We start from the raw sequence: 18228 nt of genomic DNA on the forward strand, positions 1-18228 counted from the left end.
CCGTGCTCAGTCTTGTCATCTTCCTCCCCGTGCTGGCCGCGGCGCTGCTGGCCGTGGTGCCACAGGTTCCCGACCGGGTCGCCCGATGGAGCTGGTTGGCGACAACCCTGATCGATGTGGCGCTGCTTGTGGGCATGTGGATCGGCTACCGCAACCCGCAGCCGGGTGCCCTCGCTTACGAGGAACAGTTGCAGTGGATGCCAAGCGTGGGCAGCAGCTACCACATCGGCGTCGACGGCCTGTCCCTCCCATTGCTCACCCTCACCGCCGTGATCTTCACCGCCTGCGCGGTCTACGCGCTCAGGGAAACCGACCGGCCACGGCCGCAAGCCGCTCTCTTCCTCTTTCTCCAGTCGGCCTGCCTCGGCTTGTTCGCAGCGCAGGACCTGATTTTGTTCTTCGTCTTCTTCGACCTCTCGATCGTCGGCATGTACTTCATCATCGCCGGATGGGGTCACGGCAACGCCGCCCGTTCAGCCCTGAAGTTCTTCCTCTACACCTTCCTCGGCTCCCTTGCCCTGCTGCTCGGATTCATCGGGCTCTACCTCGGCGCCGAGCCGCACACCTTCGACATGGTCGAACTCGCAAAGTCCGCCCCGTTCCAGAACGCCCCGGTCGCGGGGGGCTTCGTGCTCGCCGCCATCTTCCTCGGCCTGGCAATCAAGACCCCGACGTTCCCGTTCCATACCTGGTTGCCCCCGGCACACACGGACGCCCCCGCCATCGGCTCCGCCGTGCTGGCGGGCGTGCTGCTGAAAATGGGCACCTACGGCTTCGTGCGCATCGCCATGCCCCTGCTTCCCGACGCCTGGCGCTCCTGGGCCTGGGTCATCATCATCATCGGTGTCGTGTCGGTGCTCTACGGTGCACTCGTCGCCCTCGCCCAAACCGACGTCAAACGGATGATCGCCTACACCTCCGTCAACCACATGGGCTACATCGTCCTGGCCGTCGGCGCGGCCGGCGTGGTCAGCGACAGCTCCGCCCAGGCGCAACAGGTCGCCGTCACCGGCGCCATGGTGCAGATGGTCAGCCACGGCCTGATCACCGGTGCGCTCTTCCTCCTCGCCGGCGTGCTCTACGAACGGCGGCAGAGCTACGACCTGAACTCCTACGGCGGGCTGGCCGCACCGGCCCCCCGGTACGCGGCATTCTTCGCCGTCGCAGCCTTCGCCTCGCTCGGGCTGCCAGGCTTCAGCGGATTCATCGCCGAATTCCAGATCTTCGCCGGCAGCATCGGAACCGTACCGCTCAGCCTGCTCGCACTCCCCGGCATCCTGATCACCGCAGCACTGTTCCTCCGCGCGTCGCAGCACCTGCTCACCGGGAAGACCCGCGGGCTGTCCAGCGGATTCGGTGACCTGAAAACCAGCGAAGTGCTCTCGATTGGGTCACTGCTGGTGCTCTCGGTGATCATCGGAGTGTTCCCACGCTTCCTGCTCGACGTCATCGAGCCCGCGGCATCCGTCGTCGTCGATCTCGTCGGGCGGTAACAGCGGTTGAATCTAACATCTGACACACTCGCCCTCCTGCCGGAGATGTGCGTCTTAGGCGGCGCGATCGTCGCGCTCCTCGCCGGGTCGTTCCTCCCCCGGAATCGCCAGGTGGTAACCCGGTGGATCGCCATTCTGGCGCTGCTAGCGAGTGTGATCGCGAGTGCGGCCGGAGCGGCCCAGCCGCCGATGACGATTTTCGAGTCGAGCTTCTCCATTGATGCCGGCTCCAGTTTCGCGCGGATCATCATTGCTCTGGCCACGGCGTTCGTCATCGTGCTCGGAATCGAGGAGCTCAGCGGTACCCGTCGGGAAAGCGAGACCCACGCCCTCCTGCTTCTCGCCGCACTCGGCGCCATGGTCCTCTCCGGCGCAAGCGACCTCCTCATTCTCGTGACCGGATACCTGCTCACCTCGATCCCGCTGTATGCCCTGGTTGGAATGAGTCGTTCACCGGGTGCTGCGGAGGCCGCGCTGAAGACGTACTTGCTTGGTGCGTTACTCGGGATCACGATGCTGCTCGGCGTCACCGTGCTGTTCGCAATCGGCCGGGGAACCTCCTACCGTCAGCTCGGGCTCACTCTGGTCGAGGCGCCGGCTGCCGCAGTCGCCGTCGGGGTCGTCGGGATACTCGGCGGCCTGATGTTCAAAGCCGGCGGTGTACCCGGACACTTCTGGATTCCCGACGCAACGCAGGCGTCCGGAAAGACCGTCGCCGCCTTCCTCACCACCGTTCCCAAGATCGGCGCCCTCGTCGCGGCCTACCGGCTCCTCGACACCCTCCCCGGAAGCATCGACTGGCCACTACTGGTCGGAATCCTCGCTGCGGCAAGCATGACGCTGGGAAACCTCGCCGCATTCTGGCAGGACGACGTTCGCCGGCTGCTCGGCTGGTCGACCGTCAGCCAGGTCGGCTACCTGCTCCTGCCGGTCGCGGCCGCCGGGCGCACCGACCTCGCCCTGCCATCGTTACTCCTTTATTTGGTGGGCTATGCAGTAACGAACCTCACAGCCTTCGCCGTTGTGGCCGCGCTTCCCACTCGCCGCACCCTCGCCGACTACCGTGGGGCAGCTCGCGCCCACCCGTGGATCGCCGGCGCACTCGTCGTGAGCCTGCTCGGACTCGTCGGCACACCACCCACCGCCGTGTTCGTGGGCAAACTCACGGTCTTCACCGCGGCCTGGGATGGAGATCTCGTATGGCTTGTCATCGTCGCAGCTATCAACACGGCGGTCAGCCTCTTTTACTACCTTCGCTGGCTCGTACCGGTTTTCTCCCGGACAGAGGCACATCCGTCCTCCCCATCGGACACCGAACCCATCGCCCGCATAGCAACCGTTAGACGCCGCTGGGCAGCTTGCTCTGCAATCATCGGAGCAGTATCCGTGCTCGGTCTCGGGCTCCTGGCCGGAGCAATCCTGTCAATCACCGCGAAGTCTCCCCTTGGTCCCTGATTGTGGCCTCACTCGCCCCGGCCCGGGAACCCCACCTGGGGTTCCTGGGGATGTGGGCGAGGTCTAGCTGGTAACGGTTTCGGTCGGTGTGTCCCAGACCGGGATGCTGACCACGGAGCCGACGTTGGGCAGGGCGGTCCGGATCGCTTGCTCCATGGAACGGCTTCTGTCTTTCAATTCCACGGTGCTGGCGTCGTCTGCGGGGATGGAGAGTTCCACGTGCAGCTTGTGGCCCATCCAACGCATCCGAACGGCTGAACCGGCCGGGGCGAGAGGTTCGATCGCGTTCTCAGCGCGGCCGACCAGCTCGGGATCAACGCCGTCCATCAGGCGACGGCCGATGTCCCGCGCTGTGCCCCACAGCAGGACGGCGATCGCAACGGATATCAGCAGGCCGATGATCGGGTCGGCCAGCGGGAAGCCGAGCCATACGCCGATGACTCCCAGTACGACCGCCAGCGAGGTGAAGCCGTCCGTGCGGGCGTGCACCCCGTCCGCGACCAGCGCGGCCGATCCGATCTGACGGCCCACCCGGATGCGGTAGATCGCGACGAGTTCATTGCCGGCGAAGCCGATCAGTCCAGCGGCCAGGACCCAGCCGAGGTTGTCCAGCGGCTGGGGCTCGAAGAACCTGCGGATGGATTCCACGGCAGCTATCACGGCCGAGAGCGCGATCATCGCGACGATGAAAAGGCCGGCCATGTCCTCGGCCCGCCCGTAGCCAAAGGTGAAACGTCTAGTGGCAGCGCGACGGCCAAGAAGGAACGCAATCCACAGCGGGATCGCGGTCAAGGCGTCGGAAAAGTTGTGCACCGTATCGGCCAGCAGCGCGACCGAACCGCTGATCAGCACCACAGCGAGCTGGAATATTGCCGTTACGCCCAGGCCCAGGAGAGATAGCTTGACGGCCCGGATGCCCTTTGCGCTGCTCTGCATGGCATCATCGATCGAGTCCGCCGCGTCATGCGAATGTGGCACGAACAGCCCGTACAAGAATCCCTTGAAACCCGTGGGATGGCTATGACCGTGCTCATGGTCATGGCTGTGACCGTGCGGGTGCTCGTGGGAATCGTGGCTGTGCGCGTGCTCGTGGGATTGGCTCATGCACTCTCCCCGTCCTGCACGTGGTGGTGTCGAGGGACGCCGCCGAGCGAATGCTCGGCTTGGAAGATCGCGTCAGAAACGAGCTGCTTCGCGTGTTCGTTCTCCAGCCGGTAGAACACCCGCTGCCCGTCCTGCCGCGTCGCCACGATCCGTCCCAGACGCAACTTCGCCAAGTGCTGAGACACGGCCGACGACGGCTTGTCCAAGATATCCGCCAGGTGATTCACCGATAGCTCCTCCACGTCACGCAGCGCGAGCACGATCCGCACGCGCGTGGCGTCCGCCAGCATGGAGAACACCTCAACCGCCAGCTCAACGTACTGACTATCGACTTCACGACCACATATCGCTTTATCTGCATCCATACGCAGATCCTTACATGATGCTGTTGATTCGTCTAGTCTGAGTGATGAAGGGGAGTAGTTCACACCGGCTCCGGCCGGTGGAGATGCGTCGACATACTGAGTTTTCGGCCCGAGCCGGCCGAAGGATCATGATGTCAACTAGCTTCGACACGCCCCATGCCGCACCCCTTGGTTTCGGCCCGCAGTTTCAGCCCGTTCGGGCTCGGCGTGTCATGTGCCGCATTTACCGACCTGTAGCTTGCGCCGTAAACGTTCGTTTAGGGCCCTGGTGCTCAATCCGGCTTGGGCTATAGGTTTCTACTTCGAAAAGTGTCAATATAGAGCCAGTTTCCATCCAGCGGACGGGGTAGGGACATGATTGAGACTGGCAGTAGCGGGACGGTGTTAGTGGGCGTTGCCCCGTCGAGGATCGAGCAGGTTATCGAAGTTGCGGCAGCTCTGGCGCATGATCTTCGAGCTGAACTGGTCGTTGCGTATGTCGAGATAAACAGTGCGCTCATTGAACAGGAGCCAGCCAGCCGTCGAGAGACTTTATCCCTGCGCCCCCTTTTGATGAGGAGATGCGCTCAGTAGCGACACGCATCACCGAGCGGGTGAGCGCCGTTATTGTCGGGCAGGTCGCTTGGGATTTCAGATTGCTGGGTGGCGATCCTGCTCACGCCCTAAGCCGCCTTGCCGATGAGTGCGATGCCCGGTTGATTGTTGTCGGCGGCGTTCGCAAGGGAATCAGCCACGAGTTGGAAGACCTACTCAGCGGCTCGATAGCTGCATCACTCACGCGTTTACAGCAGCGCCCGGTGCTTGTGGTGCCCGACGATCACACCTCGCGGAAATGGCGATGAAAGTTTCAACTTGAATCGATGTATGTCAATATAGAAGCATGTCGATACAGCCAACAGACCTTGTGATCGTGGGTTCGGGCCCCGCGGGTTATACCGCCGCGATCTACGCGGCACGCGCCGGGCTATCCCCCGTCGTTATCGCCGGTTCAGTGACCGCTGGCGGTGCCTTGGTCACGACAACGGAGGTGGAGAACTTCCCCGGTTTCTCCGAAGGGGTTCAAGGCCCCGACTTGATGGAATCCATGCAAGTGCAGGCGGAGCGTTTCGGTGCCCGCGTGCTCCTTGACGACGTAGCGACGCTGGACCTGGATGGCCCAGTGAAGACGGTCGCGACCGGAAACGGGGAAACGTTCACGGCTCGGGCCGTGATTCTCGCCACAGGGTCGGCGTACCGGAAAATCGGCCTTGAGGACGAGGCGCGTCTGAGCGGACACGGAGTGTCGTGGTGCGGCACCTGTGACGGGTTCTTCTTCCGCGATCAGCACATCGCGGTGATCGGCGGCGGAGACTCGGCAATGGAAGAAGCAACATTCCTCACCCGCTTCGCGTCCAAAGTGACGATCGTGCACCGCCGCGACGCATTCCGTGCTTCGAAGATCATGGCCGACCGAGCCTTTGCGGATCCAAAAATCGATGTCGCGTGGAACAGCGAGGTTGCAGCGATCAACGGCACCGACAAGGTGGAATCTGTGACGTTGCGCGACACAGCTACCGGTGAAGAGAGGCCGCTGGATGTGACGGGAATCTTCGTCGCCATCGGCCACGAACCACGAACCGAACTGCTCACTGACCAGATCACTCTGGACAAGAACGGCTACGTCGTCGTGGACGCGCCAACAACGCTCACGAACCTTCCGGGCGTCTTCGCGGCAGGAGACGTGGTTGACCACCGATACCGCCAAGCGGTGACCGCGGCGGGCACCGGCTGCGCCGCAGCGCTTGACGCTCAGCGCTTTCTTGCCGAGCAGGTAGGAGCAGAAGACGTGGCGCCAAACCCGCAAGTAATCCCCACACAATTGGAGGCTGCACGATGAGCACCCCTGTAGCGGTGACAGATGACACTTTCACCGAAGAAGTCTTGAATTCCGAGCTGCCTGTCGTTCTCGACATCTGGGCAACGTGGTGCGGGCCGTGTAAACGTGTCGCACCGATCCTGGACCAGCTGGCCGGCGAGTATGCGGGTCGCGTGGTGATCGCAAAGCTTGATGCGGACGCGAACCCAGCCACCGTCATGGATGCTGGAGTGACCTCGATTCCGACGATGAATTTTTACAAGAACGGACGGCTCGTGGATACCTTGATCGGCGCCCACCCGAAACCGGTTATCGCGGAGAAGATCGAGGGCCTGCTGGCATGACTCAGACAACTAGCATCGGCACGAACACTAGCCGTCGCCTCTCGACGCTGGACAGATGGTTGCCGTTGTGGATCGGCCTAGCCATGATCGCCGGCCTTGCCCTCGGCCGCTTCATTCCCGGAGTCTCTGATGTGCTGGCGAGCATGGAAGTCGGCGGGATCTCCTTGCCGATCGCACTGGGTCTGCTCGTGATGATGTACCCGGTGCTAGCCAAGGTCCGCTATGACAAGGTCGCCGCGGTGACCGGCGACAAGAGACTGCTTGCCTCCTCCCTTGTGCTGAACTGGCTGGTCGGTCCGCTGCTGATGTTCGCCCTCGCCTGGGTGTTCCTGCCGGATCTTCCGGAGTACCGCACCGGCCTGATCATCGTCGGCCTCGCACGGTGCATCGCGATGGTGGTGATCTGGAACGATCTGGCCTGCGGCGACCGTGAAGCGGCAGCTGTCCTCGTGGCGATCAACTCGGTATTCCAGGTCGTCGCGTTCTCCCTGCTCGGCTGGTTCTACCTGACAATCCTGCCCGGCTGGCTTGGCCTGGACACAAACGGTCTGGACGTGTCCGTTGGACAGATCGCGCTGAACGTTCTCGTGTTCCTCGGCGTCCCTTTGCTAGCGGGTTTCGCGTCTCGCTGGCTCGGAGAGCGACGCAAGGGCCGCCGGTGGTACGAGGAGACATTCATCCCCCGCGTCGGACCTTGGGCGCTCTACGGCCTGTTGTTCACGATCGTGCTCTTGTTCGCTCTGCAGGGTGAGGCCGTGACCAGCAACCCCTGGGATGTCGTGCGCATCGCCCTGCCGTTGCTGGCGTACTTCGCGGTAATGTGGACGATCGGCATCGTCACCGGCAAAGCCCTGTCGCTGGGCTACGAGCGCTCGGCCACACTGGCATTCACCGCGGCGGGCAACAACTTCGAGCTCGCGATTGCCGTGGCGATCGCCACCTTCGGCGCTACGTCTGGGCAAGCCCTCGCCGGTGTCGTCGGCCCGCTGATCGAAGTGCCGGTGCTGGTCGGCCTCGTCTACGTGTCGCTATGGGTCGGCCGACGCTGGTTCACGCCGCAACCCGGCAGCGTCGGGTCCGCCGAACCAGAAAGAATGCGATCATGAGCAGCGTTGTCGAGCCACAGGTCGAGTGCAGCCCGACAGCCGCCGGGTATGCGATCAGTGATGAAGCGGCCGGTTTGATCACGACGGCGTTGAAAGCGCTGGCAGAACCGTTGAGGCTACGGTTCCTCTCCTACATCGCCGCTACCCCTGGTGGCGAGGCGTGCGTGTGCGACCTGGCCGAATTGACGAACGTGTCCCAGCCCACCGTCTCGCACCATTTGAAGGTGCTCAAGAACGCGGGGATCCTCACATCCGAACGACGCGGAACCTGGGTGTGGTACCGAATCATCCCGGAGCTGCACCCGGCGATCACGACGCTTCTGGACGCATTCGCACCCGCGACCGCATCGGCGGCCCTGCCTGCGGCCACAACTAAATTGTCCGATGTGGACGGCGGGCTGACTCATGCGGCCGAAAGCCTGCGGCGCGCCTTTCCCGCGTTGTCTGAGGATCTGGTGTTGCGCACGGTGCGGGAGTCATACACAGCCCTGGCCAGAAACGCCACAGTGACCTCGCACCTGACGACGTTGACCGAACGCTTCGCGCGGCAACGCCTCACCGACATCTCCCGCAGCGACAAGACGGTGCCGCAAGTGCTGTTCGTGTGCGTCGCCAACGCGGGCCGCTCCCAGCTGGCAGCGGCCCTTGTCAACCACTATGCGCAGGGCCGGGTTATCGCCCGCTCGGCCGGTTCCCGGCCGGCGCGAGACATCCACCCGAACGTCAGGATCCTGCTTGATGAGCTGGATGCCGCGGACAGTGCTGAAGCATTCCCGAAGCCGCTGACCGATGATGCCGTGCGCGCGGCCGACGTCGTCGTCACGATGGGCTGCGGGGACGTGTGTCCCGTCATCCCCGGCGTCCGCTACGAAGACTGGGCCGTGGGCGACCCCGCTCTCGCCTCCGAAATCGGAGCCAAAGCGATCCGTGACGACATCGCCACCCGAGTGCGCGCTCTGGTGAACGAACTCACACCCAACCTGCTTCTCAAGAAGACCGGAGAAAACTCATGAGCACCAACAAGCCTTCCGCCCTGTTCGTCTGCGTCCACAACGCCGGCCGATCCCAAATGGCCGCAGGATTCCTGAAAGCCCTCGCCGGGGATGCTGTCGAGGTCCGCTCGGCAGGATCGATGCCCGCCGACCAGATCAACCCGGTGGCAGTGGAAGCGATGTCCGAAGTCGGCATCGACATCACAGCCGAGCAACCCAAGATCCTCACGACCGAAGCTGTGCAAGACTCCGATGTCGTGATCACAATGGGCTGCGGCGACGCCTGCCCGTTCTTCCCCGGCAAACGCTACGAAGACTGGAAACTCGATGACCCGGCCGGACAGGGCATCGAAGCCGTGCGACCAATCCGCGACGATATCCGCTCCCGCGTGCTCACCCTGATCGACGAACTGGGAATCACTCCCATCAGCACGGACAGCTGAGGAACAACCAACAGCTGCGGGCCGGGGCAATGCGCCCCGGCCCGCAGCTCTTTTGTTGGCATCGATTAGCTGTTGGCGTCGTCGCCGGAACGGCCGTGCACAACACCTGTCGCAAACCCATTCCCGGTCGGAGCACCGACCCCGAGAGCGACCGGCTGAGGGCCCGCCGGCACCGCACAGCACGAACCGCCCGCAGCCTCACCATCAACATCAAACGCGAGGTCAGTCGAGCAAACTCCGGTTTCCGGCAGATCAAGCTCCACCTTGTCGGCCGATTCCCGGTCACCGGCAAGAGCGGCCGCGATCGAGCGCACCTGCTCATACCCGGTGGCGAGCAGGAACGTCGGCGCCCGCCCATAAGACTTCATTCCCACCAGGTAGAACCCGTCGTCAGGGTGAGACAGCATCGCCTCACCGTGCGGTGGCACGCTGCCGCACGAATGGAAGTTCGGATCGATCAGTGGCGCCAGCTTGGTGGGCGCTTCCACCGCCGGATCCAGCTCGAGGCGAACCTCGCGCAACATCGTCAGATCGGGCCGGAACCCTGTCGCGTTCACGATCGCGTGCACATCAAGCGCCAACGGCTCATCCCTGCTCTGGCCGAGCACCTGCACCGTCTCTTCACCGGGAACGAGCTGCTCAATCGACACCCGCTTGAGCAGGGTCAGTTTTCCGCTCTCAACGGCCTGCTGGAGCCGGCTTCCCAACTGTCCGCGTGCCGGGAGCTGGTCATCGATGCCGCCGCCGAACACACGACGCGGAGAGCCGCCGCGGATCGCCCAAGTGATCGTCGTGCCCGGTTCCGATTCCGCGAGGTCGACAAGACTCAGGAGCGTGTTCGCGGCCGAGTGCCCCATCCCCACAACCAGCGTGTGCTTGCCCGCGAACCGGTCGCGTTGCACGCCCAGCACATCGGGGAGCGGCCCAGTGATGAACGACGCGGCCTCCACTTCGCCTGCCGCCGGCAATCCGCTCATGCCCAGCGGGTTCGATGACGCGAACGTGCCGGAGGCATCAATCACGGCTCGGGCCAGCACGTCCTCAACCCGTCCTTCCGCGTTCATAGTGCGCACTCGGTACCCCTGACGCTCACGTCCGAGCGAGCGGGTCTTGTCTCCGCCCTCACGAGCGACCGCAATCACGCGCGTCTCGAGCCGGAGACGCGATGCCAGCTCCGCCGTTTTGGCCAGCGGCTCCATGTACTCGCGCACGAGTTCGGTTCCGGTAGGCAGCGCGTCGAAGTCAGGGGCGACCCAGCCTGTCTTCTCAAGCAGCCGCTGCGCCGCGCCGTCGATGTCATAACGCCACGGAGAGAACAGCCGCACGTGTCCCCAGGACGCCACCGCTGAGCCCGCCCGATCGCCAGCTTCCAGAAGCAGGCACTCCACGCCGCGCTCCATCAAGTGCGCGACCGCAGCCAGACCCACCGGCCCTGCACCAATTACGACAACCGGCAGCTGGTCCCGTGCAACCTCACTCATCATCACTCCTCAAATCGACGTTCATCAATGAATGCGATACCCAACCTATCGACATTCATCAATGGATGACAAGATGGAGTCATGACGACAACAGAAGCGGTCACCGGGGCAGTACTCGACAACACCTGTTGCTCATCTACGAACACCGGCGTTGACGCCGAAACGGCCCGAGAGCTTGCAACGGCATTCAAAGCGCTTGGCGACCCGACACGCGTACAGCTGCTCGCTCTCGTCGCCGCCCACACCGAGAGCGAAGCCTGCGTGTGTGACCTCACAGCCCCCGTCGGCTTGTCACAACCGACCGTCAGCCACCACCTCAAGATCCTCGTCGACAACGGACTTCTAACACGTGAGCAACGCGGTCGATGGGCCTATTACCGCCTCGCGGACGGTACGCTGCCGGAACTCGCACGTAAGCTCACTTCGGTCATTTCCGTCGATTGAGGCTTTCGCTTCGCGTCCAAGGTGATCGGCACGAGGAAGGCGATGAACTGGCCGTAAACGATTGTTTTTGACACAAGGCTCACTGGCCCCAGATTGCGCGTTGCCGCATAGTGTGAGCTGAGATGGAGCCCCGTTGCCCCGCGCCGGCTCGCGCGCGTAGTGGGGTGATGATGCTCAAGGTCGAGTTCTACATTGCTGAGCCATGTGGGGTCCGAGCCCCACAGAAAAGTGTCTATGCCGTGCTCGTAGCGACTCCTGTACCCGGCCCAATTCGGAACCGACTAGGGATCGATGCGGAGTTCGCGTCCGTCGGCGGATTTCCCGCGCTTCCAGGTTGGGGACGGGTGAACCGGCTCTGAGCGCGGCGGTGGTCGTACTCCCCCAACACGTATCTAACCCGCTGTGTCAAGTCCTCCAGCGCCTGCCGAAGCTCATAGTGGCCGCCCTGGGGTGGGATGTATCCGTCCTCTTCGGCACGCGCACGGAAGGCCTCGAAGTCGGCGCCGTCGATAGCTTGCACAGTTATCATCCCGTTGAGGTTCGCAAGAATCCCAATGAGCGCCACCGCGTCTGCCCTGGCGAGCGGCCGAGGGCAATTTAGCGCATCATCCATGGACTCAGAATCCCTCACTTCACTGGTCAGCACAAGCGATCAACAATTGCCCGTATGAGGGCTCCCGCGCCTTATCCCCTGAGATGGGGCGCCTTGCTCTCGGTCGCTACAACTCCTCATTACCGTTTGACGTACGTGCACGGAATAGTCTTCTACCCGTTTCCGGCTGCACAGGTCACTTCGTCGGCTCTTTGCCCGTAAACCCCGGGTGGAAGCTCCACAGTCGAATCGTCGGGAGCTTCTGATGATCCCGGCGAGGCAGTGCTTGGGTTGGTCGTTTCAGGAGTGTTCGGCGCGATTGTCTTCTGGTCCTTCGGAACGGACCCTCCCGTTCCGTCAGTAATGGTGAGGTCTTTGTCGGCCTTCACCGCGTCCATGAGCACTTCGGCAGCTTGGATGGTCGGATAAACCTCACCGTCCGGCCCATAGTGATTGGGGTACTGCACGAAAGTGATCTTGTCGTTCGGAATGTCTTTCAGCGTGAGCGCTATCGACACCATCGTGTTCAGGGAGCGGAGGTTCTGTGAGAAATCCATATTGTGTGCGGCCACCTTGGCGATGCTGTAAAGCGTCACCGGATCTGTTAATGTGCCCGCCTCTTTCAACTCCCGAACGGTCGCGGACAGGAACATCTGTTGATTGCTGATGCGACCCAGGTCGGATCCGTCGCTCACTCCATACCGGGTGCGCAGGAATTGAAGGGCGAGATCTCCCTCTAACGTTACGTTCCCTGCGGGAAGATCCAGGTCAGTGTGCTTATCGCTGATCGGAGCCGCGAGGCATACGTCAACGCCACCGAGGGCCTTCGACAGAGCAACGACACCGTTGAACTGCACAAGACCAACAAATGGGATATCCAGCCCGGTTAACTGTTCGACTGTCTCCGCCGTGCAGGCGATGCCCCCGTAGCCAAGAGATGCATGGATGGGCTGCGAACTCATTGCACTGTAAAAGCCGCCGCCGTCTTCTTCCGGTCTTGGGCACTGCGGGATGGGAACGCGCATGTCACGCGGGAAACTAACGATTGTGGCGTTGCTGTGGTCTTCAGCCACGTGGAGAAGCATCGTCACATCGTTGAGAACACCGGTTTCCTTCTTCGGATCACCGTAGCCATCTCCTTGACCGGCACGGCTGTCACTTCCGATGACGAGAAGGTTGATACCGCCCTCTATGGAGTTCACGTCCGGAATGATCTGTCCCGGGGTCTCGCCAACCAGCGCAACCCCTGGCTGTACATCGTTCATCACATCGGTTACTGCCCATGCCCCGACGCCGACGGCGCTAACCGCCACGACAGTGACCGTAGCTGCCACGCCCTTGAGAACCGTCCTGCCAGCATTACGGCGTTTCAGACGCCCGTGTCGTATCGCACTCGACTCGTGCGACTGCGTCTCCCGTTTGCCCATCCGGAACCCCTCTGGAACCTACATCTGCGCTCGTCGAACCGTACCCGATCGACGAACGGCACGATGCCGGTCCCTGAGTCTAATAATGCAGATGCGCGACGCCCGGGCGTTCAGTAAGCGGACCCCGAGCGCGTTCTTCATCAGCTGCTTCGTTCGGCACGTGGAGCGGCACTGTGACGCCCTTGGGTGCCGGTTTCGTCGTTAGCGAGTCGGCGAGCCTCAACGTCCGCGATCGCGTTCGCCTTGTCACGTCGATCAAGGATTACTGCATTCGAAAGTCCGAGGATACGCGCCACCGACACTCGGTCGCGCCCAAGATCCACCACGATGTCGCCTGTCCCACACCCCGTGTGCGTTGTCGCCGCATAGGACATCACATGAACGAAAAAACCAGAACCCTAGGCTCGGCTGACGTGAGCAGGCCACAGCCTCTCATCCAGTCCGATCTCCAGCCGCGCGACGGTAGCGGAGTCGGGCCAACTTCCACCTCGAAGGATGGTTCCCAGGGCGGCCCGGTGGACTCCGGTTTGTTCGGCAACGCTTCGAACGCTTCTATCGCCAATCACGCTAATCAGGGTGACGACGAATTGCCGGGCGACTTCGGCGACCGGGTCGTCGCTGGGCGTCGTCGGCCAGTCGACACACAGCTCCGCTGGGGTGACACGAGCGGGGCGCGGAGACATGTGGAGAGCCTAGCGCCCGCCGTCGGCCGCTTCGCCGAGGCCGCAGTGTCGGACCTCTCTGATGTACTACAGTGCTGTAGCTACAGCCAACTGAGTGACGAGGTACTCACCGCATTGAAGACGTATCGCCCACAGAAGACCGATGAATGGGATGCCCTCAAGGAATTCGTCACCGACGCCTGCTCGCTCGCGGCACCCGCGACCGCCTACACGGCGAAGCTGTTGATGACTGTGACAACGCCATTCGTCGTGTGGTGCGTGTATGAGCAAGGCTGGCCGATGCAGGCTGACGTCGTGTTCAGCAGGCAGGCAATCAATCAGTACTGCACAGAAGAGAACAAGGCCCGCAGCGAGGGCACCCGGCGCAACTACCGGGCAATGCTCACCCGGATCTCCGAAGTTGTCGCTCCGGAAGAGCACCCGGACAAGTACGACGGCCTAGCCCGAAAGCGAACCGCGACGCCGTACACGGATAAGGAGATCGCCGGGTTCCGGACCTGGGCGCTAGGGCAGTTGACGCCGGAGAAGCGCCGCAAGGCGATGCTGATGCTGGTCCTCTGCACTGGCGCCGGCCTGAAGTCCTCCGACATCGCACAGATCTTCCCCGAAGATGTCACAGCCGACGAGGCCGGCATCGTCATCAGCATCAAAGGGCGAGCACCTCGCCGAGTCCCGCTGGCACGGGACTGGGAGGACTGGTTCTTCGCGCTCCTTCAACAGTCGGAACCCGGCGTTCCGCTGTGGGGCACACCGAACCGCACGAACGCCAGCAACCTCCTCAGCAGCTTCACCCAATACACCGTCGGGAAAAAGCCCAACAGCCAGCAATTGCGGGCGACCTGGATTGTGAACCATCTGCGCGCCGGCACGCGCGTCAAGGAACTCATGAAGGCACTCGGGCAGGACAAATTCGAGAACCTACCCCGCTACCTCGAATTCGTCGACTCCCTCGACGACACCGAGTACCGGCGTCAGCTCCGCGACGGCGGTGCACGATGACCGGCGGTCCTGTCGAGGTTGCAGCGGAAGACCTGGAATCGAGGATGCTCGAGCTCTTCGGAGCAGACGCCGCCGACTACAACAGCGCCCACGCGAGCAACCCCGTCCCCACCGCCTACCTGACCTCCGCAATACGCATCGTCGACAAGTCCGGCGTCGTGGACAAACTCGAAGAATGGCGAACCACGTCACGCAAATCAAAGGCGGGACGAAAGGCATACATCCCGTTCCGCGCCGTGCTCGTCCTCTTTCTCCTGCACGCTCAAATGAACCTCGGCCTGCAGTACCAGGATCTCGCCGATACGCTCCACCACCGCTTCGGCATCAAGGAGTTCAAGCTCCTCGGCATCACCGACGCTCCGGGCGACCGCACGGACTGGTACAAGCGCATCTGGGACGCATCAAACCGGATGCTCTCGCACCTCGACCCCTACCCCGTACGACGCAACAAACGGTTGGGTCCCAAGGCATACCAGAAACTGGTCGCGAAACAGAACAAACCCAAGGCCCGGAAGAGCTCCGAACTCAAGCTGCGCCGCTTGGACTGGATCTGCGAACAACTCGTCCACACCTCGATCGCGGTGCTCCCCCGCAGACAATGGGATGCCTACCAAGGGAACATCTCCATTGACGCGACGCTCATCGAGGTCTCCGGCAAACCCAACCCGACTAGCCCCAACTACCGGCGAGGTAACGCCGACCCGACCTCGGGACGGTACCGCCGCGGCGGGAAACACGACGGAAGAGGAAAGAAGAACGACAAAGCCGGCTACGAACTCGAACTCGCGGTCATGGTCTGGAACAAGCCCGGCGAGAAGGGGCTGTTCCCCTCCCTCGCCACCGCGGTCAGCTTCCACCGACCCGGCGAAATAATCGGTGAGGGCCTGAAACTCATCAAATCCCACAAATCCCTTGGGTTCGACCGCTTCCTCGCCCTCGCCGACCGCGCCTACAACAACTCCAAAGCCGAAAACTTCCAGATCCCAGCACGCAAGCTCGGCGTGGAATTCGTCTTCGACTACAAAGACAACAACCTCGGCCTACAAGGCCACTACGGCGATCTCATCCTCGTCGACGGCAACTGGTACATCAAGCACATGCCCCAACACCTCATTGACGCAGCCAAAGACTACGCAGACAAGAAGATCGACAAGGCGACGTTCAAGCAGTACATCGAAAACCGTGCTCCCTACCGAGCTCTCCCCAAGGGCCGCCCCGACGCCGACGGCTTCCAACGCTTCACCCTGCCTGAACCCGGAACCTACATGGCCATCGACCGCGCAACAGGAAAGCGAATCCCCCGACCCACAGAACGAGGCAGCGTCACTCTCCCCCCAAGCCTCAAACAATCCGACGACAAAAGGGAAACCGACCCCGCCAAGCACGTCCAGAAATTCCCCTACAAAACCAAGACATGGCGGAAGCACTACGGGATGCGAAACCTCGTCGAAACCAAAAACAAAGAGAGCAAGAGAGAACGCTTCGCCTTCCTCGGCGATAAAGGCAAGCGAAGCGGACGCGGCTACACCTTCAACTACATCGCAGCCACCGTCGCTATCGTCGCGAGCAACCTGCGAAAGATCGCCAAATTCTTCGTCAAAGCCGAGGAGAAACAAGCCGAAGAGGAAGGCACGCGAGCTCGGCGCCGCAAAGACCCCTCGGGCACTCCCCTGGCACGGCTCACAACGACGCTGCCCTTAGCCCCACCAAGCTGACGCACTCGAACCCACACTCGCGCGGCGACCAGCGCCGCAAAACACCCCGCATAACGAAACAATCCGGCCTGCCCAAAAAGAAGGCCGAATCGCTTTAACTGTCGAAAGAGACCCGGCCGAGCTGGCAAAAACGCGAAAAACGCTTCACCGCATAGAAAACCGCGACCAAAGGCCCCGCAAAAAGCAATAAACGAATCCGGCCGTCCGAATTAACGGATCTAGCCTCGCGTGCGCGAGGGGGACTTGAACCCCCACGCCCTTGCGGGCACTGGCACCTGAAGCCAGCGCGTCTACCAATTCCGCCACTCGCGCGTGTGGACACACTCAGCGTGTCAACTCAGCGAGATTAGCACGAAACGACAAGCAACTCCTATTCGGTCGGCACCCCTCGAAGCCCCCGAGAACAGGCGGCGCAGGATGCCTCTCCCAGACCTTCCCACTAACATGTGCGTAGCCACCGAACCGAACGGGAGACCAGTGGGCATTCTGGACAACTTCGAGAGAGGTCTCGAACGAGCCGTCAACGGCGCGTTCGCGAAGACCTTTCGCGCCGGGCTCCAGCCTGTCGAGATCTCCAGTGCGCTCAAGCGCGAACTCGACACCCAGGCCGCGATCGTCACGCGCGACCGCATCCTCGTCCCGAACCGGTTCACCGTCTCCATGTCGACAGCCGACCACGAGCGCATGACGCGCATCGGCCCCGCCCTCGTCGACGAGCTCACGAGCGTCGTGCAGAAGCACGCCAAGCAGCAGGGCTACCAGTTCGCGGGCGGCATCGACATCCGCCTCACCGCAGACGACTCCCTGAGCGACGGGATGCTGCAGGTCAGCTCGCAGAACGTGAAGGGCGACGTCAGCTGGACTCCCGTCGTCGACATCGCAGGCAAGCGGTACCCGATCCGCCAGTCCCGCACGGTCATCGGTCGCGGCAGCGACGCCGACATCACCGTCGATGACTCGGGCACGAGCCGCAAGCACGTCGAGATCCTCTGGGACGGCGAGCGCGCGCAAGTGCGCGACCTCGGCTCGACGAACGGCTCGACGCTCAACGGTAACCGCATCACGCAAGCGGCGCTGCAGCCCGACTCCGTCATCCAGATCGGTCGGACGCGCATCACCTTCCGCGTGCTGGCCCAGGCCTCCGAACCGCCCCAGTCGGGGCCGGATGCCGCCACCCGACGCCATGACATGGGCGGGTTCTGGGGGCCGGCCTCGTGAGTGAACTCACCCTTCTCGTCCTGCGCTTCGGATTCCTCATCCTGCTGTGGTTCTTCGTGCTCGGCGTCGTCTACGCCCTGCGCTCCGACCTGTTCGGCCAGGGCCGCAAGGTCGAGCCGAAGCAGGCGGCGGCGCAGGCTCCGCGCACGGCGCCCGCCGCGGCGCCTCCGCCGGCGGCATCCGCCCCTCGTGCCGCCCGCAGCGGCACCGCGACCGTGCACAACGCCAAGCGCATCGTGATCACCGCCGGACCGAAGACGGGCACGGAGTTCGCCCTCGGCACAGGCCCCATCACGATCGGCCGCGCCGCCGACTCGACGCTCGTGCTGCGCGACGACTACACCTCCACCCACCACGCGCGACTGCTGCTGTGGAACGACGATTGGATGCTGCAGGACCTCGACTCGACGAACGGAACCTTCCTCGACGGCAAGCGCGTCGGCTCGCCCACCCAGGTGCGCCTCGGCGCTCCCGTCAAGGTCGGCCAGACCACGTTCGAGCTGCGGGGCTGA

At 62.9% G+C, this 18228-nt stretch carries 17 protein-coding genes and 1 tRNA gene; 13 read left to right on the forward strand and 5 right to left on the reverse strand.

The window, feature by feature from the left end; all coding sequences use genetic code 11:
• The first annotated feature begins 2 nt into the window (after nucleotides 1–2).
• Both BLV49_RS05065 and BLV49_RS05070 read left to right on the forward strand, forming a co-directional pair.
• Nucleotides 3–1493 carry a complex I subunit 4 family protein gene (locus BLV49_RS05065; RefSeq protein WP_091180761.1) on the forward strand — a complete coding sequence of 497 codons (1491 nt, stop codon included), beginning with the start codon at nucleotides 3–5 and terminating at the stop codon, nucleotides 1491–1493.
• 111 nt (nucleotides 1494–1604) lie between these two features.
• Nucleotides 1605–2948 carry an NADH-quinone oxidoreductase subunit N gene (locus tag BLV49_RS05070; protein ID WP_245723540.1) on the forward strand — a complete coding sequence of 448 codons (1344 nt, stop codon included), beginning with the start codon at nucleotides 1605–1607 and terminating at the stop codon, nucleotides 2946–2948.
• Nucleotides 2949–3011: 63 nt separating this feature from the next.
• On the opposite strand, the gene BLV49_RS05075 is transcribed toward BLV49_RS05070, so the two are convergent.
• Nucleotides 3012–4052, reverse strand: coding sequence for a cation diffusion facilitator family transporter (locus tag BLV49_RS05075; RefSeq protein ID WP_091180769.1), 1041 nt, complete (start codon nucleotides 4050–4052; stop codon nucleotides 3012–3014).
• Nucleotides 4049–4417, reverse strand: a complete 369-nt coding sequence (locus BLV49_RS05080) for an ArsR/SmtB family transcription factor (protein ID WP_091180772.1) — start codon at nucleotides 4415–4417, stop codon at nucleotides 4049–4051. The genes BLV49_RS05075 and BLV49_RS05080 overlap by 4 nt, the downstream gene beginning before the upstream one ends.
• A 560-nt stretch (nucleotides 4418–4977) precedes the next feature.
• Between BLV49_RS05080 and BLV49_RS05085 the strand changes: the two genes are divergently transcribed.
• The 6 genes from BLV49_RS05085 to BLV49_RS05110 are packed head-to-tail and all read left to right on the forward strand — an operon-like array spanning nucleotide 4978 to nucleotide 9157.
• Nucleotides 4978–5259: a universal stress protein gene (locus tag BLV49_RS05085; RefSeq protein WP_091180774.1), complete on the forward strand. Its 282-nt coding sequence runs from the start codon at nucleotides 4978–4980 to the stop codon at nucleotides 5257–5259.
• Nucleotides 5260–5297: 38 nt separating this feature from the next.
• On the forward strand, nucleotides 5298–6293 hold the full coding sequence (gene trxB / locus BLV49_RS05090) for a thioredoxin-disulfide reductase (RefSeq protein WP_091180777.1): 996 nt from the start codon (nucleotides 5298–5300) through the stop codon (nucleotides 6291–6293).
• Entirely contained in the window at nucleotides 6290–6616 is a 327-nt protein-coding gene (gene trxA / locus BLV49_RS05095; RefSeq protein ID WP_091180780.1) for a thioredoxin, read from the forward strand. Before trxB ends, trxA begins: the two co-directional genes overlap by 4 nt.
• On the forward strand, nucleotides 6613–7722 hold the full coding sequence (gene arsB / locus BLV49_RS05100) for an ACR3 family arsenite efflux transporter (RefSeq protein ID WP_091180782.1): 1110 nt from the start codon (nucleotides 6613–6615) through the stop codon (nucleotides 7720–7722). The genes trxA and arsB overlap by 4 nt, the downstream gene beginning before the upstream one ends.
• Nucleotides 7719–8735 carry a metalloregulator ArsR/SmtB family transcription factor gene (locus BLV49_RS05105; protein ID WP_091180787.1) on the forward strand — a complete coding sequence of 339 codons (1017 nt, stop codon included), beginning with the start codon at nucleotides 7719–7721 and terminating at the stop codon, nucleotides 8733–8735. Before arsB ends, BLV49_RS05105 begins: the two co-directional genes overlap by 4 nt.
• Nucleotides 8732–9157: an arsenate reductase ArsC gene (locus BLV49_RS05110; RefSeq protein WP_091180791.1), complete on the forward strand. Its 426-nt coding sequence runs from the start codon at nucleotides 8732–8734 to the stop codon at nucleotides 9155–9157. Before BLV49_RS05105 ends, BLV49_RS05110 begins: the two co-directional genes overlap by 4 nt.
• Nucleotides 9158–9222: 65 nt before the next feature.
• On the opposite strand, the gene BLV49_RS05115 is transcribed toward BLV49_RS05110, so the two are convergent.
• Entirely contained in the window at nucleotides 9223–10638 is a 1416-nt protein-coding gene (locus BLV49_RS05115; RefSeq protein ID WP_091186808.1) for an FAD-dependent oxidoreductase, read from the reverse strand.
• A gap of 81 nt (nucleotides 10639–10719) precedes the next feature.
• On the opposite strand from BLV49_RS05115, the gene BLV49_RS05120 reads away from it, so the two are divergent.
• A complete protein-coding gene (locus BLV49_RS05120) occupies nucleotides 10720–11082 on the forward strand; it encodes an ArsR/SmtB family transcription factor (RefSeq protein ID WP_091180794.1) in 363 nt (120 codons plus the stop codon).
• 765 nt (nucleotides 11083–11847) lie between these two features.
• Here BLV49_RS05120 and BLV49_RS05130 read toward each other — a convergent pair.
• Nucleotides 11848–12987: an LCP family protein gene (locus BLV49_RS05130; RefSeq protein WP_245723541.1), complete on the reverse strand. Its 1140-nt coding sequence runs from the start codon at nucleotides 12985–12987 to the stop codon at nucleotides 11848–11850.
• A gap of 491 nt (nucleotides 12988–13478) precedes the next feature.
• Here BLV49_RS05130 and BLV49_RS05135 point away from each other — a divergent pair, with 491 nt between their 5' ends.
• Nucleotides 13479–14783, forward strand: a complete 1305-nt coding sequence (locus BLV49_RS05135) for a site-specific integrase (protein ID WP_091180806.1) — start codon at nucleotides 13479–13481, stop codon at nucleotides 14781–14783.
• On the forward strand, nucleotides 14780–16498 hold the full coding sequence (locus tag BLV49_RS05140; RefSeq protein WP_143033963.1) for a hypothetical protein: 1719 nt from the start codon (nucleotides 14780–14782) through the stop codon (nucleotides 16496–16498). Before BLV49_RS05135 ends, BLV49_RS05140 begins: the two co-directional genes overlap by 4 nt.
• Nucleotides 16499–16727: 229 nt before the next feature.
• Here BLV49_RS05140 and BLV49_RS05145 read toward each other — a convergent pair.
• Nucleotides 16728–16810 (reverse strand) — tRNA-Leu (locus tag BLV49_RS05145).
• Nucleotides 16811–16975: 165 nt separating this feature from the next.
• On the opposite strand from BLV49_RS05145, the gene BLV49_RS05150 reads away from it, so the two are divergent.
• Nucleotides 16976–17716 carry an FHA domain-containing protein gene (locus tag BLV49_RS05150; RefSeq protein WP_091180813.1) on the forward strand — a complete coding sequence of 247 codons (741 nt, stop codon included), beginning with the start codon at nucleotides 16976–16978 and terminating at the stop codon, nucleotides 17714–17716.
• Entirely contained in the window at nucleotides 17713–18228 is a 516-nt protein-coding gene (locus BLV49_RS05155) for an FHA domain-containing protein FhaB/FipA (RefSeq protein ID WP_091180818.1), read from the forward strand. The genes BLV49_RS05150 and BLV49_RS05155 overlap by 4 nt, the downstream gene beginning before the upstream one ends.

The organism is Paramicrobacterium humi (genome assembly GCF_900105715.1).
Taxonomy (GTDB): domain Bacteria; phylum Actinomycetota; class Actinomycetes; order Actinomycetales; family Microbacteriaceae; genus Paramicrobacterium; species Paramicrobacterium humi.